This window comes from Pantoea sp. M_9, assembly GCF_008631385.1.
GTDB classification, from domain to species: domain Bacteria; phylum Pseudomonadota; class Gammaproteobacteria; order Enterobacterales; family Enterobacteriaceae; genus Pantoea; species Pantoea eucrina.
The window spans coordinates 37,061-50,275 of the sequence record NZ_VWUF01000011.1; the positions used below are offsets into that span (position 1 = coordinate 37,061).

The following is a 13,215-nucleotide window of genomic DNA, read 5'->3' on the forward strand; positions in this document are numbered from 1 at the left end:
TCTTTATAACCTGTCTCAGGGCGGCCTTAAGGCCGCCTTTTTTATACATTTACTTATTGAGCAGCTGACACTGATAATCCTGAAGTTCGCCTGCCGAGCCACCGTTCAGCATCAGCCAGTTACGCTCCAGCGCCAGCAGCGCTAATCGGCCATCCGGTAATGCTGTCAATGCCATCCCATAGTGACCCATTTTTTCGCGCGCCCCTGCCACTTCTTTGGCAAGACGGATAAACGCACTTTGATTGAACAGCTGGGCTTCAGAGATTGCGCGAACCAGATAGCGATGCCGGTTTATTGTCACAGGCTGCCACGCGTCATGCAGATGAGATGCCTGGCTATCGAGCTGCTGACGCACCTCCGGACGCAGGCAGGATAAATGGATATGCAGCTGATTTTGCGAACGTCCATACTGCGCGTTGATCGCCAGAGAAAACGCGCTATCGCTGACTGGCTGACTGTCCTGCACCAGCAGATCGCGATGCTGCCACGCAGCCGCGAAAAAGTTGGGCGTGTCCGGGTCCAGCAACACCGGACTTTCCATACCGGTTATTTTTTCGATCGGCATCAGCAGATAATGATGCGGGCCTTTAATATCTTTGTAGATAACATGACCCTGCCGGAGATTAACTTCTTTGCAAGGGGCCGGTTTGCTGTGTTGCGCCATAGCGGGCACACACTGTTCGCTTACAATCCGCCACAGCGCCTCGCCATTCCGGTAGTAATAAAAAATGGCTATGCTCAGCATGACGATAATCATAGCCAGACTCCATACCAGCCCTGATAAAAAGCGATTCCTTTCTCTCATAATCAATCCCTTAGCCGCTGATTAAAGGGTCTGATTTTAATCAGTCATTCAGCGTGATGACTATCATATATCGATTCCTGTACAAAAAAAGGCCAGCAAAAGCTGACCTTTTTAATTACTGACTGCGGGAAGTCAGGGTTTCATCACCTGATCGTAGCTGCCACCGTCGGCGAAGTGATCTTTCTGCGCTTTACTCCAGCCGCCAAATTTCTCATCTACGGTGAAGAGTTTTACCGGTGCAAAGGTGCTGGCAAACTTCTTCGCGACTTCTGCATCACGCGGACGATAAAAGTTCTGCGCTGCGATAGTCTGGCCTTCCGGCGAGTAGAGATATTTCAGGTAAGCTTCCGCCACGCTGCGTGTACCCTGCGCGTCGACTACTTTATCCACCACGGAAACCGTTGGCTCTGCAAGAATAGACTCGCCTGGCGTCACGATTTCAAACTTATCTTTGCCCAGTTTTTCCACCGCCAGATACGCTTCGTTTTCCCAGGCGATCAGTACGTCGCCTATTCCGCGCTCTACAAACGTGTTGGTTGCGCCGCGCGCGCCGGAATCCTGCACCTCAACATTTTTAAACAGTGCTTTCACATAAGCGAGCGCTTTAGCCTGGTCGCCCTGATTCTGATCCAGCGCCCAGCCCCATGCCGCCAGATAGTTCCAGCGGGCGCCGCCGGAGGTTTTCGGATTTGGCGTGATCACGGATATGCCGGGCTTAGTCAGATCTGACCAGTCATGAATATTTTTGGGATTGCCTTTGCGTACCAGAAACACAATGGTGGAGGTATAGGGCGCGGAGTTATCCGGCAGGCGTTTGATCCAGTTTTTGTCGATACGACCGCGCTCAGCAATCGCATCCACATCGGACTGCAGCGCCAGCGTAACCACATCGGCACGAATACCGTTGATGACAGAGGTCGCCTGCTTGCCTGAACCGCCGTGCGACTGACGGATCACCACGTTATCACCGGTTTCCTGCTTGTAATGGGCGCTGAAGGCCTTGTTATATTGTTCGTACAGTTCGCGGGTAGGATCGTATGAGACGTTTAACAGCTGATAATCCTTTGCCAGCGCACCAGACGATGCCAGTAACAAGGTGATGCCGATACTCCACTTATTCATTTCCTGCTCTCCCGCGTAGGTTATGCGGCAAGAGTGACACAAAGCGAACAGTGGATTAAAGAATTAAAAATAAGCAGTTATAACTTGCGGGAATATAAAAAAGAGAAAGGCGCGAACGGATTCGCGCCTTTATGCCCGTCAGTAGAGCTTTTTCGCCGTGTCGAGCCAGTCGCGCTTGAACGGACGTTTCATATTCTCAATCGCATCGATGATATCGTGGTGCACCATCTTCTCATTCTGGATCCCGACGCAGCGGCCGCCATAGCCCTGCAGCAGCAGCTCAATCGAGTAGGCGCCCATACGCGACGCCAGAATGCGGTCGTAAGCACAGGGCGCGCCACCACGCTGGATATGTCCGAGCACGGTGGCGCGGGTTTCACGCTTTGTCTCTTCTTCAATAAAGCGCGCCAGGTCGTCGATATCGCAGATGTGCTCGGTAATCGCCACGATGGCGTGTTTTTTCCCTTTTGCAATGCCCGCTTTAATCTCTTCAACCAGCTCTTCACGGGTATACGGGATTTCCGGCAGCACAATAAATTCACAGCCGCCGGCAATCGCCGCTGCCAGCGTCAGATCGCCACAGTAGCGGCCCATCACTTCCACAATTGAGATGCGCTGATGCGATGAGGAGGTATCGCGCAGGCGGTCAATCGCTTCCACCACGGTTTCCAGCGCGGTGAAATAACCGATGGTGTAGTCAGTGCCGGCCACGTCGTTATCGATGGTGCCAGGCAGACCGATGCAGGGGAAACCCATCTCAGTCAGCCGTTTGGCACCCATGTAGGAGCCGTCACCGCCAATCACCACCAGCGCATCGATACCCCGCTTCTTCATGTTTTCAATCGCTGCCTGACGCACCTCTTCATTGCGGAACTCCGGAAAGCGCGCCGAGCCGAGAAAAGTACCGCCGCGGTTGATCATGTCAGAAACGCTGTAGCGGTCGAGATTAATCATGCGATCTTCATACAGACCCAGATAGCCGTCATAGATACCAAAAACTTCCAGGCCTTCACTCAGGGCGGAACGGACAACTCCGCGAATGGCTGCGTTCATGCCCGGGGCGTCGCCGCCACTGGTCAGTACTCCGATTTTTTTGATCATGACAACCTCTGGATTGTTCAAAACTAAGGATTATTCCCGCCGATCGATCGGGTCATGCCTGCTCCCGAACGTGGGGCTTAATAGTTGCAGATAGTATATCAAAGGCTCAATGCTGAATTGATTCAGGTCAGACAAGTTTTCGCTAATTTTTTAAAGAGTTGTTAGCGTTTTGTCATTTTTAGCATATAAGCGCCTGAATTAAAAAAGCTAAAAGCGGAAAAAGCCCTGCTGATGCTCCGGGACAACCGAGCAGGGATCCTGGTGAATGATAATGTCAGAACCAGGAAATTTCCGGCGCAGCGCCTGTTCAATCTCATCAGCAACGTGATGCGCCTGAACCAGCGGCAGCGCATCTTCCATTTCCAGATGCAGCTGAATAAACCGCGTCGGCCCTGACTGCCTGGTACGCAGTGCATGCGCGCCGCATACGCCAGGCCACTGCGTCACCAGTGCGATAATCTGCTGCTTCTCCTGCTCCGGCAGCGCGCGATCCAGTAGCGCCTGCACGGCTTCATATCCCATGCGCAGCGCGTTATAGAGGATATAGACGCCGATCCCCAGCGCAAACAGCGCATCAGCGCGCACAAAACCGTAGCTGCTCAGACCCAGCGCCACCAGAATTGCACCATTCATAACGATATCCGACTGATAGTGCAGCATATCGGCGCGAATCGCCTGACTGCGGGTGCGCCGCACCACCCAGCGCTGGAAAGCCACCAGCGCCAGCGTGGAAAAGAGGGCAACAATGGTGACGACAACGCCGACCAGCGGCGCGTGCAGCGTTTCCGGCTTTGCCAGGTGCTGAATGCCGGTCAGAAACAGAAAGAGCGCGGAGCCGGAGATAAACATGCTCTGCGCCAGCGCCGCCAGCGATTCGGCTTTGCCATGCCCGAAAGTGTGGTCATCGTCGGCGGGCTGCAGCGCATAACGCACCACCAGCAGATTAGTCAGCGAGGCAGCGATATCTACCAGCGAATCCACCAGCGCCGCCAGCACGCTGACCGAGCCGGTGTACCACCAGGCAAATATTTTGACCAGCAGCAGCGCCAGCGCCAGTGAGGTGGCGGCCAGTGCAGCGCGCCGGACCAGTGTTGCATATTCAGAATCCATATTTCGCCCTATTAAACAGATGCGCATGTCCGTCTTAACTGAAAACAAGTTTATCATCAGTCCGGCAGGCTGCGTCTGCGAGGCACGATTCTCCGGCAACGGCATANAAAAAAAACCCCGCCATCATGGCGGGGGAAGACAGGGATGGTGTCTATGGCAAGGAAAAACAGGGATACTATGTTACTGGTTACTACTGGTGCTACTCACTGCTTGCAGCGATGACGACGACTGCAATCCTGAGAACCGACGGACATCGTTCAGCCGGCGTTCATGATTCTTTTTTAACGCTGCCTGCTGTACAGGCGTCAGCAGGTGGTACATCTGATTACGAACCCGGGCCATCTCTACCTGCAGGTCAACCTGCGCGCGGGCCTGTTTTTCAGCCAGCTGGCGGATCGCCGATTCATTAAATTTGTCTGCGGTGACAAGGTCATGCATAGTTTCAATATCCTGAACGCTTAACACCGGGCGCTCATGACGTGCTTGCTGCATCAGGTCCCGCATTTGCTGCCGCTGCTGTTCAGTAAGCTCGATACCATCGAACATGTGACTTTGCGGATTTTGCGTCATACTGCCTGTCGTCAAGCCGCCGTTTTGATGCATCTCTTCAATCGCTGTCGTCTCTGCTGCAACTGCGCTGGCGTGACTAAGAACCATCGCTGAAGCAATGACGATGACGGTTAAGTTGCGCATCGTTTACTCCCGGTTTGCTCTGTTTTGCGATTCAACGAGACCCAGTTTACGGCGGCAGCTGCAAACAACCGTCAGGGGGTGTAAAACTACGTAAAGCGTTGGATTGCCAGTGTGGGAACACGGTATTTTGCCTGCGGAGGGCAATAAAAAATGAATAAAATCCTGTTGGTAGATGACGACCGCGAATTAACTTCGCTGCTTAAAGAATTACTCGAAATGGAAGGGTTTGAAGTCATTGTAGCCAGCGATGGAGAGCAGGCACTTACCCTGCTGGACAGCTCTGTTGACCTGCTGCTGCTGGATGTCATGATGCCGAAGAAAAACGGTATCGATACATTGAAAGAGCTGCGTCAGCAGCATCAGACGCCGGTCATTATGCTGACCGCGCGCGGCAGCGAACTGGATCGCGTTCTGGGGCTGGAGCTGGGGGCAGACGACTACCTGCCTAAACCGTTCAATGACCGCGAACTGGTGGCGCGTATTCGCGCGATCCTGCGGCGTTCAAACTGGAGCGAGCAGCAGCAACAGCAACAGCAGCACGATACCAGTTCGCCGACGCTTGAAGTCGACTGCCTGCGTCTGAATCCGGGGCGTCAGGAGGCGAGCTTCGATAACGAAACGCTCGATCTCACCGGCACCGAGTTCACGCTGCTTTACCTGCTGGCGCAGCATCTTGGCCAGGTGGTATCGCGCGAGCATCTCAGTCAGGAAGTGCTTGGCAAACGTCTGACACCCTTTGACCGTGCCATCGATATGCATATCTCCAACCTGCGCCGCAAACTCCCTGAGCGTCGTGATGGCCATCCATGGTTCAAAACGCTGCGCGGACGCGGCTATCTGATGGTTTCTGCATCATGATAGGCAGTCTGACGACCCGCATCTTCGCCATCTTCTGGCTTACGCTGGCGCTGGTGTTGATGCTGGTCCTGATGGTGCCCAAGCTCGATTCGCGTCAGATGACCGCTCTGATGGAAAGCGAACAGCGGCAGGGCACCATGATTGAACAGCATGTTGAAGCGGAGCTCTCTCAGGATCCGCCTAATGACCTGATGTGGTGGCGCCGGCTGTTTCGCGCTATCGACAAATGGGCACCGCCGGGTCAGCGCCTGCTGCTGGTCACCAGTGAAGGCCGGGTCATCGGCGCACAGCACAACGAAATGCAGGTGATCCGCAACTTTATCGGTCAGTCAGATAACGCCGATCACCCGCAGAAGAAAAAATATGGCCGCGTTGAGATGGTTGGTCCCTTTGCCGTACGTGACGGTGAAGATAACTATCAGCTCTATCTGATCCGGCCAGCCACCAGCTCCCAGCTCGATTTTATCAACCTGTTATTTGATCGGCCGCTGCTGCTGCTGATTGTCACGATGCTGATTAGCTCACCGCTGCTGCTCTGGCTGGCATGGAGCCTGGCACGACCGGCGCGTAAGCTGAAATATGCGGCGGATGAAGTGGCCAGCGGTAATCTGCGCCAGCACCCTGAACTGGAGTCAGGTCCGCAGGAGTTTCTGGCGGCCGGATCCAGTTTTAATCAGATGGTCAGCGCGCTTGAGCGCATGATGACTGCCCAGCAGCGCCTGTTGTCCGACATCAGCCATGAACTGCGCACTCCGCTGACGCGCCTCCAGCTGGCTACGGCTCTGCTGCGCCGTCGTCACGGCGAAGGTAAAGAGCTGCAGCGCATTGAGACAGAAGCGCAGCGGCTGGATGGCATGATCAACGATCTGCTGGTGCTGTCACGTACCCAGCATAAAAACGCCCTGGTCAGCGAGGCGATGAAAGCAAACCAGCTGTGGAACGGCGTGCTGGAGGATGCGCGCTTTGAAGCGGAACAGATGGGTAAAACCATGGAAGTGCCCTATCCGCCAGGTCCGTGGCCACTGTATGGCAACCCGCATGCGCTGGAGAGCGCTCTGGAAAATATCGTGCGCAATGCGCTGCGCTATTCTGATTCACACATCAGCGTGAGCTTCTCGGTGGATATACAGGGCATTACCGTTCACGTAGATGATGACGGTCCGGGCGTGAGCGAAGAAGATCGCGAGCAGATTTTCCGCCCGTTTTATCGCACTGATGAAGCGCGCGATCGCGAGTCTGGCGGCACCGGGCTTGGACTGGCGATTGTGGAGACGGCCGTACAGCAGCATCGCGGCTGGGTCAAAGCAGATAACAGCCCGCTGGGCGGACTGCGTCTGACGCTCTGGCTCCCGCTATACTCTGCCCGCCAGTAATTTGTTATGCTTCGGCCCCTGATTGCGGGGGCCTTATGCTGAACATTGTTTTATTTGAACCTGAAATACCACCCAACACCGGTAATATCATCCGCCTGTGTGCTAACACCGGCTTTCAGCTGCATCTGATCGAGCCGCTTGGCTTTGCGTGGGATGACAAACGGCTGCGCCGCGCCGGGCTTGATTATCATGAATATACCGCGCTGAAAAAACACGCCAGCTACAGCGCTTTCCTCGCGGCTGAGGCGCCGCAGCGTCTGTTTGCCCTGACCACGAAAGGTACGCCAGCGCACAGCGCCGTCAGCTATCAGGCCGGGGACTATTTGCTGTTTGGCCCGGAAAGCCGGGGCCTGCCCGCTGAAATCCTTGACGCCCTGCCTGCCGAACAGAAGATACGCATCCCGATGCGCGCCGAAAGCCGCAGCATGAACCTTTCTAATGCCGTATCAGTAGTGGTGTATGAAGCCTGGCGCCAGCTCGACTTCGCCGGCGCGCTGATCAGAGATTAAATCCCGTCGCCATATTCAAAACCGGCGCCGGTAAAATGCTGATCCATATCCATTGAGGGTTTATCGCTGGCGGGTTTACCCACAATGCGCGCCGGAACGCCGGCGGCGGTGGTATGCGGGGGAACAGGCTGCAGTACCACCGAGCCGGCACCGATTTTTGCTCCGCGACCTACATCTATGTTGCCGAGGATTTTAGCGCCGGCACCAATCATAACGCCTTCGCGAATTTTAGGATGGCGGTCGCCGCTGGTTTTGCCGGTTCCGCCCAGCGTAACGGATTGCAGGATAGAGACATCATTTTCTACTACGGCCGTTTCGCCGATCACAATACCCGTAGCGTGATCCAGCATGATCCCGCGCCCGATACGGGCCGCCGGGTGAATATCAACGGCGAAGGAAACGGAGATCTCATTTTGCAGATAGACAGCCAGCGCGCGGCGGCCCTCTTTCCACAGCCAGTGGCCAATACGATAGGCCTGCAGCGCATGGAAGCCTTTCAGGTAGAGCAGCGGCGTAGAGTATTTGTCTACTGCCGGATCGCGCTGGCGTACGGCCTGAATATCATAGGCCGCTGAGACAATCATCTCCGGATCCTGACGATACGCTTCTTCAACAATTTCACGCACGGCGATAGCAGGCATAATCGGATTCGCCAGCTTGTTCGCCAGCATGTAGCTGAGCGCACTGCCGAGATTTTCATGTTTCAGCAACGTCGCATGATAAAAGCTGGCCAGCATCGGTTCGCAATCTGCCAGCGCTCTGGCTTCTGCTTTGATATGGTTCCAGACCAGTTCTAACTCTTCAGACGACATTGCTGTTTACTCCCGATAAAAAAGCGCCGCAGAGGCGCTACAGGTTGGTGTGCTGAGCATCCTGCTCTAGCCCGGGCTGTTTTCGTCCTTCCTTGCACGGCCCAGTAAGCTTAATGCTGCCTCTCGCGCCGTTTTTTCGCAATACAGTACCTGATAAATCTGCTCGGTTATCGGCATTTCAACGCCCATTCTCGCTGCCAGGGCTTTGACTTCTTTGGTGTTTCTGTAGCCTTCTACAACTTGTCCGATAATGCGTTGCGCCTCTTCAACGCTCTCGCCCTGACCCAGCATCATGCCAAAACGGCGATTGCGTGACTGATTATCGGTACAGGTCAGCACCAGATCGCCCAGTCCTGCCATACCCATAAACGTCACCGGATCGGCACCCAGCGCTGCGCCCAGACGGCTCATCTCTGCCAGGCCGCGGGTGATCAGTGCGGTACGTGCGTTAGCGCCGAAACCGATACCGTCTGAGATGCCGGCACCGATAGCGATAACGTTTTTAACGGCCCCGCCCAGCTGAACACCGGTAAAATCGGCATTGTTATACACGCGGAAGCTTTTGCCGCAGTGCAGCTTCTGCTGCAGATCGTCAGCAAACTCCGCATCGGTCGCCGCAAGTGCGATAGCGGTAGGTAAACCGGCCGCCAGCTCTTTGGCAAAAGTGGGCCCGGAAATTACCGCCAGCGGAATAGCGTCGCTCAGGATCTCCCGCGCAACGTCCTGCAGCAGACGGCCGGTTTCTTTTTCCAGGCCTTTGGTGGCCCAGACAATACGGGAATCGGTACGCAGGTAAGGTTTAATCTGCTGCAGCACGTCGCCAAAAACATGGCTCGGTACCACCACCAGCAGATCGCGGCTCGCGCGAACGACCTGGGCGAGATCGGCTTCAGGGATCAGATTATCGGGAAAAGGAACATCGGGCAGGAAAGCGGTGTTACAGCGGTCAGCCTGCAGGCGGGCGACGCTTTGCGGATTATGGCCCCAGAGCAGAACCGGATGCCCGTTGCGAGCCAGCGTGATAGCGAGAGCGGTGCCGTACGAGCCGGCACCGAGTACGCTGATAGACGCGTTATGTGTTGTCATCAGGCATCCTGACGTGGCGCTTCGCCTTCACCTTGCTGCTGCAGGTAGTTCATGAACAGCGCATCGAAGTTAACCGGAGCCAGATTGAGCTGCGGGAACGTACCGCGTGAAACCAGGCTGGTCACGCACTCACGTGCGTAAGGGAACAGAATGTTCGGGCAGTATGCGCCAAGGCAGTGCGCCATCTGCGTGCCATCAATCCCGCTGATGGTAAAGATACCCGCCTGCTGTACTTCGCACAGGAATGCGGTCTCTTCGCCTACGGTTGCGGTTACCGTCACGCGCAGCACCACTTCATACACTTCATCAGCCAGCTGAGAAGAGGCGGTGTCCAGATCCAGTTTGACTTCCGGCTCCCACTCTTTCTGAAAAACCTGAGGTGCGTTTGGCGCTTCAAAAGAGACATCTTTGGTATAAACGCGCTGGATCTGGAACTGCATTTCGTTGGTGCTTTGTTCTGACATGTTACTAAGTCCTTAAGTGATAATTATCAGTGCAGAAGAGTTAAGCCTGAAGCAGAGGATCGAGTCCCTGACGCCCGTCCAGCGCGTAGAGATCGTCGCAGCCACCGATGTGCTGAGCGTCGATAAAAACCTGCGGCACCGTGGTGCGGCCACTGCGCCTGATCATCTCTTCACGTTTCATTGCGTCCCCATCGATAGGGATCTCCTGATAAGAAACGCCTTTCTGATCAAGTAACGCCTTTGCACGATGGCAGTATGGGCAGGTTACTTTGGTGTAAATCTCAACATTAGCCATGCGGGATACCTCAGATGATTATTTACCGCGAACCAGCGGCAGGTTTTCGCCACTCCAACCGCTGACGCCATCTTTCAGGACAGCGACATGTTCAAAGCCTGCTGCGCTCAGCGTTGCTGCTGAATCACCCGCGCTCTGACCGGTGGCACATACCACAATTATGGGCTGCGACTTGTGCTTTTCCAGCTCGCCGAAGCTGCCTTTTTTAATATCTGCTGCTGCTACGTTAACCGCGCCGGAAATATGTCCCTTGCGATAATCGTCGCGTGAACGCACGTCTACTACCACCGCGTTCTCTTTATTAATCAGATGGGTCGCTTCGCCACGGCTGATGGTTTTTACCTTAGAGAACATCCCTTTAACGGTGGTCACAATCACCAGAATAAGTAAAACGACCCATGCCAGACTAAGGATGGGGTGATTGCTTGCAAACTGCATGATTTCTTGCATGAGAGGTAACGACTCCAGACCGGGCTTATAAGCTAAAACAAGGGTTCTGAGTATACCTGCGCCACTTCGCATGTACAGTCGCGATGCGGGCAGAGATACGATTTGTGCGTCATTTTCCAAAAAAAATGTTTTAATCGCAAAATTCAGACAATGTTTATCGCGCTAAGCTTTAAAGCGACACGTTTCGTAATCTAAAAGCTGGCCGGGATAACTGGTAAGCGGCTGTTCATCGTGGAATAATTATCAACTATGAAGGGAAAAGCGCGCATTACACCTACAAGGACTCATTACAACGGCCCGGCTTCTCAGCTGGTATTCCGCTGGTCCCCCCTCTCCCTCAGCCTGCTGTGTGCGGGTATTTTTTTGCTGCCTGTTACGGGTTACAGCGCTGACGACAATAAAGCGCAGCTAAAAACCATTCAGCAAAGTATCGCGGAAAAAGAGAAGAGCGTTAAAGCGCAGAAAGTCGAGCGCAGTAAACTGCTCGATCAGCTCCGCAGTCAGGAGAAGATTATCGCGCAGGCGAGCCGTCAGCTACGCGAAACGCGCAACAGCTTAAGCACGCTCGACAAAGAGGTTGCTCAGCTTACCGCCTCTATCTCCCGCCTTGAAAAACAGCAGACGCAGCAGGAGAGCCTGCTGGCGCAGCAGCTCGACGCCGCTTTTCGTCAGGGGCAGCATAATGGTGTGCAGCTGCTGCTGGGCGGCGCAGAAGCGCAGCGCAGTGAACGCATCCTGGCCTATTTTGGTTACCTCAACGCCGCGCGGCAAAAAAATATCGATGAGCTGCGGCAGACCCGGCAGCAGCTGGCTGAGCAGCGTCTGACCATGCAGAGCAAACAGCAGCAGCAAAAAAATCTGCTCGCTCAGCAGCAGGCGCAGCAAAGCAAACTGGAAAACGCCAGCGCCGCCCGCAAAAAGACCCTCTCCGCGCTGGAGAACGCGCTGGAAAAAGATCAGGCCGACCTGGTTGAAATGCGTCAGAACGAAAGCCGTCTGCAGGATAAAATTGCCAAAGCAGAGCGCGAAGCGCGTCAGCGGGCCGAGCGCGAGGCGCGCGAAGCTGAGAAGGTGCGCCAGCGTCAGGCGCAGGCCAAAGCGAAAGGCTCCAGCTATGCCCCCACGCAGAGCGAGCGTGAACTGATGGCGCGTACCGGCGGGCTGGGGCGCGCAGGTGGCCAGGCTTTCTGGCCGGTACGCGGCAGAATTGAACACCGCTTCGGTGAGGCGATGCAGGGTGAGCTACGCTGGAAAGGACTGGTGATTGATGCACCGGAAGGCACCGAAGTGAAAGCGATTGCGGATGGACGGGTACTGATGGCCGACTGGCTGCAGGGCTACGGGCTGGTTGTGGTGCTGGAGCACGGTAAAGGCGATATGAGCCTGTACGGCTATAACCAGAGCGCACTGGTAAGCGTCGGTGCGCAGGTCAAAGCTGGTCAGCCGGTGGCGCTGGTAGGTACCAGCGGCGGCCGCGGTACGCCGTCACTCTATTTTGAGATCCGCCGTCAGGGCAAAGCTGTTAACCCACTACCGTGGTTAGGAAGATAAGTGCTGTTTTTATCCCGAACGTTACCCGCCCTGTTATGCGGAGCTCTTCTGAGTTTCAGCGTGCAGGCGGCAAAATTAGCGATTGTCATTGATGATTTTGGCTACCGTCCCACCGAAGAGAACAAAGTGCTGGCGATGCCGGCGGCCATTTCCGTTGCCGTACTGCCTAACGCCCCGCATGCGCGTGAGATGGCAACCAAAGCCCATCAGCGCGGTCATGAAGTATTGATTCATCTGCCGATGGCGCCGCTCAGCAAACAGCCGCTGGAAAAAGATACCCTGACGCCGGAGATGAGCAGTGACGAAATCGCCCGCATTATCCGTGAAGCCAGCGATAAAGTTCCCTACGCGGTTGGCCTGAACAATCATATGGGCAGTAAAATGACCTCCAGCCTGCCCGGCATGCAGAAAGTGATGCAGGTGCTGAATCACTACAACTACTATTTTCTCGACAGCATGACCATTGGCAATAGTCAGGCCGTTGCAGCGGCGCAGGGAACGCAGGTCAAAGTGGTGAAGCGCCGCGTGTTTCTTGATGATAATCAAAATGAAGCGATGGTACGGCAGCAGTTTACCCGTGCAGTTAAGCTGGCACAGCGGGACGGGTTTGCTATCGCTATCGGCCATCCGCACCCGACAACAGTGCGCGTGCTGCAGCAGATGCTGCCTTCCCTTCCGGCTGATATTACGCTGGTTACGCCAGGGCAGCTGCTGAATGAGCCGCTGCGTCACAGCGCAAAACCTGCCGCAGCCTCTCCGGCTAAACCCGTAAGCGTGCGCTTCCGCGTACCTGCCATCTGTAAAGTCAGCGCCGCCCCAGTGCCGCAGCAGCGGGCAGTGGAAATTATCGGCGAAGGCCTGATGCAGAATCCTTTTATGCTCAAACTGAAAGCGCTGTTTTAAATCAGCGGTGCGGGCAACCGCACCGCTGACATTCACATTGCAGCCAGAAAGTTTATACTCTTGCCGGAAAACTCACGGCACAG

At 55.1% G+C, this 13,215-nt stretch carries 15 protein-coding genes; 5 read left to right on the forward strand and 10 right to left on the reverse strand.

What is annotated here, in order from left to right; translation table 11 throughout:
* Nucleotides 1-49: 49 nt before the first annotated feature.
* The 5 genes from F3I15_RS14430 to cpxP form a co-directional block, all read right to left on the reverse strand.
* Nucleotides 50-805 carry a CDP-diacylglycerol diphosphatase gene (locus tag F3I15_RS14430; protein WP_150018383.1) on the reverse strand — a complete coding sequence of 252 codons (756 nt, stop codon included), beginning with the start codon at nt 803-805 and terminating at the stop codon, nt 50-52.
* A 132-nt stretch (nt 806-937) separates the two neighbouring features.
* Complete coding sequence (locus F3I15_RS14435; protein WP_150018384.1) at nt 938-1,927, reverse strand: sulfate ABC transporter substrate-binding protein; 990 nt, start codon at nt 1,925-1,927, stop codon at nt 938-940.
* A 138-nt stretch (nt 1,928-2,065) separates the two neighbouring features.
* Nucleotides 2,066-3,028 carry a 6-phosphofructokinase gene (gene pfkA / locus F3I15_RS14440; protein ID WP_039381217.1) on the reverse strand — a complete coding sequence of 321 codons (963 nt, stop codon included), beginning with the start codon at nt 3,026-3,028 and terminating at the stop codon, nt 2,066-2,068.
* A 207-nt stretch (nt 3,029-3,235) separates the two neighbouring features.
* Nucleotides 3,236-4,138, reverse strand: coding sequence for a CDF family cation-efflux transporter FieF (gene fieF, locus F3I15_RS14445; protein ID WP_150018385.1), 903 nt, complete (start codon nt 4,136-4,138; stop codon nt 3,236-3,238).
* Between the two features lie 180 nt (nt 4,139-4,318).
* Complete coding sequence (gene cpxP / locus F3I15_RS14450) at nt 4,319-4,831, reverse strand: cell-envelope stress modulator CpxP (protein ID WP_039381219.1); 513 nt, start codon at nt 4,829-4,831, stop codon at nt 4,319-4,321.
* 150 nt (nt 4,832-4,981) lie between these two features.
* On the opposite strand from cpxP, the gene cpxR reads away from it, so the two are divergent.
* The 3 genes from cpxR to trmL are packed head-to-tail and all read left to right on the forward strand — an operon-like array spanning nt 4,982 to nt 7,571.
* Complete coding sequence (gene cpxR, locus F3I15_RS14455; RefSeq protein ID WP_150018386.1) at nt 4,982-5,689, forward strand: envelope stress response regulator transcription factor CpxR; 708 nt, start codon at nt 4,982-4,984, stop codon at nt 5,687-5,689.
* On the forward strand, nt 5,686-7,062 hold the full coding sequence (gene cpxA, locus F3I15_RS14460; RefSeq protein WP_039381221.1) for an envelope stress sensor histidine kinase CpxA: 1,377 nt from the start codon (nt 5,686-5,688) through the stop codon (nt 7,060-7,062). Before cpxR ends, cpxA begins: the two co-directional genes overlap by 4 nt.
* 35 nt (nt 7,063-7,097) lie before the next feature.
* Nucleotides 7,098-7,571, forward strand: coding sequence for a tRNA (uridine(34)/cytosine(34)/5-carboxymethylaminomethyluridine(34)-2'-O)-methyltransferase TrmL (gene trmL, locus F3I15_RS14465; protein WP_150018387.1), 474 nt, complete (start codon nt 7,098-7,100; stop codon nt 7,569-7,571).
* Here the strand turns inward: trmL and cysE are convergent.
* From cysE to F3I15_RS14490, 5 genes are all read right to left on the reverse strand, one after another.
* Nucleotides 7,568-8,383 carry a serine O-acetyltransferase gene (gene cysE / locus F3I15_RS14470; RefSeq protein ID WP_039381223.1) on the reverse strand — a complete coding sequence of 272 codons (816 nt, stop codon included), beginning with the start codon at nt 8,381-8,383 and terminating at the stop codon, nt 7,568-7,570. The genes trmL and cysE overlap by 4 nt on opposite strands.
* Nucleotides 8,384-8,449: 66 nt before the next feature.
* Nucleotides 8,450-9,469, reverse strand: coding sequence for an NAD(P)H-dependent glycerol-3-phosphate dehydrogenase (gpsA, locus tag F3I15_RS14475; RefSeq protein ID WP_150018388.1), 1,020 nt, complete (start codon nt 9,467-9,469; stop codon nt 8,450-8,452).
* Nucleotides 9,469-9,933 carry a protein-export chaperone SecB gene (secB, locus tag F3I15_RS14480; protein WP_039381225.1) on the reverse strand — a complete coding sequence of 155 codons (465 nt, stop codon included), beginning with the start codon at nt 9,931-9,933 and terminating at the stop codon, nt 9,469-9,471. Before secB ends, gpsA begins: the two co-directional genes overlap by 1 nt.
* Nucleotides 9,934-9,973: 40 nt before the next feature.
* The gene (grxC, locus tag F3I15_RS14485; RefSeq protein ID WP_039381226.1) at nt 9,974-10,228 is read right to left on the reverse strand and encodes a glutaredoxin 3; all 255 of its coding nucleotides are present in this window, start codon (nt 10,226-10,228) and stop codon (nt 9,974-9,976) included.
* Between the two features lie 18 nt (nt 10,229-10,246).
* Nucleotides 10,247-10,678, reverse strand: a complete 432-nt coding sequence (locus F3I15_RS14490; RefSeq protein ID WP_039381227.1) for a rhodanese-like domain-containing protein — start codon at nt 10,676-10,678, stop codon at nt 10,247-10,249.
* 249 nt (nt 10,679-10,927) lie between these two features.
* On the opposite strand from F3I15_RS14490, the gene envC reads away from it, so the two are divergent.
* Together envC and F3I15_RS14500 are read left to right on the forward strand one after the other, a co-directional pair.
* Entirely contained in the window at nt 10,928-12,229 is a 1,302-nt protein-coding gene (gene envC, locus F3I15_RS14495; protein WP_150018389.1) for a murein hydrolase activator EnvC, read from the forward strand.
* A 3-nt stretch (nt 12,230-12,232) separates the two neighbouring features.
* Nucleotides 12,233-13,132: a divergent polysaccharide deacetylase family protein gene (locus F3I15_RS14500; RefSeq protein WP_223810718.1), complete on the forward strand. Its 900-nt coding sequence runs from the start codon at nt 12,233-12,235 to the stop codon at nt 13,130-13,132.
* Nucleotides 13,133-13,215: the final 83 nt, after the last annotated feature.

Bases quoted from the DNA above. Each gene is read 5' to 3' on its own strand.
- F3I15_RS14430 (WP_150018383.1), bottom strand. From the start codon at position 805: ATGAGAGAAAGGAATCGCTTTTTATCAGGGCTGGTATGGAGTCTGGCT.
- F3I15_RS14435 (WP_150018384.1), bottom strand. From the start codon at position 1,927: ATGAATAAGTGGAGTATCGGCATCACCTTGTTACTGGCATCGTCTGGT.
- pfkA (WP_039381217.1), bottom strand. From the start codon at position 3,028: ATGATCAAAAAAATCGGAGTACTGACCAGTGGCGGCGACGCCCCGGGC.
- fieF (WP_150018385.1), bottom strand. From the start codon at position 4,138: ATGGATTCTGAATATGCAACACTGGTCCGGCGCGCTGCACTGGCCGCC.
- cpxP (WP_039381219.1), bottom strand. From the start codon at position 4,831: ATGCGCAACTTAACCGTCATCGTCATTGCTTCAGCGATGGTTCTTAGT.
- cpxR (WP_150018386.1), top strand. From the start codon at position 4,982: ATGAATAAAATCCTGTTGGTAGATGACGACCGCGAATTAACTTCGCTG.
- cpxA (WP_039381221.1), top strand. From the start codon at position 5,686: ATGATAGGCAGTCTGACGACCCGCATCTTCGCCATCTTCTGGCTTACG.
- trmL (WP_150018387.1), top strand. From the start codon at position 7,098: ATGCTGAACATTGTTTTATTTGAACCTGAAATACCACCCAACACCGGT.
- cysE (WP_039381223.1), bottom strand. From the start codon at position 8,383: ATGTCGTCTGAAGAGTTAGAACTGGTCTGGAACCATATCAAAGCAGAA.
- gpsA (WP_150018388.1), bottom strand. From the start codon at position 9,469: ATGACAACACATAACGCGTCTATCAGCGTACTCGGTGCCGGCTCGTAC.
- secB (WP_039381225.1), bottom strand. From the start codon at position 9,933: ATGTCAGAACAAAGCACCAACGAAATGCAGTTCCAGATCCAGCGCGTT.
- grxC (WP_039381226.1), bottom strand. From the start codon at position 10,228: ATGGCTAATGTTGAGATTTACACCAAAGTAACCTGCCCATACTGCCAT.
- F3I15_RS14490 (WP_039381227.1), bottom strand. From the start codon at position 10,678: ATGCAAGAAATCATGCAGTTTGCAAGCAATCACCCCATCCTTAGTCTG.
- envC (WP_150018389.1), top strand. From the start codon at position 10,928: ATGAAGGGAAAAGCGCGCATTACACCTACAAGGACTCATTACAACGGC.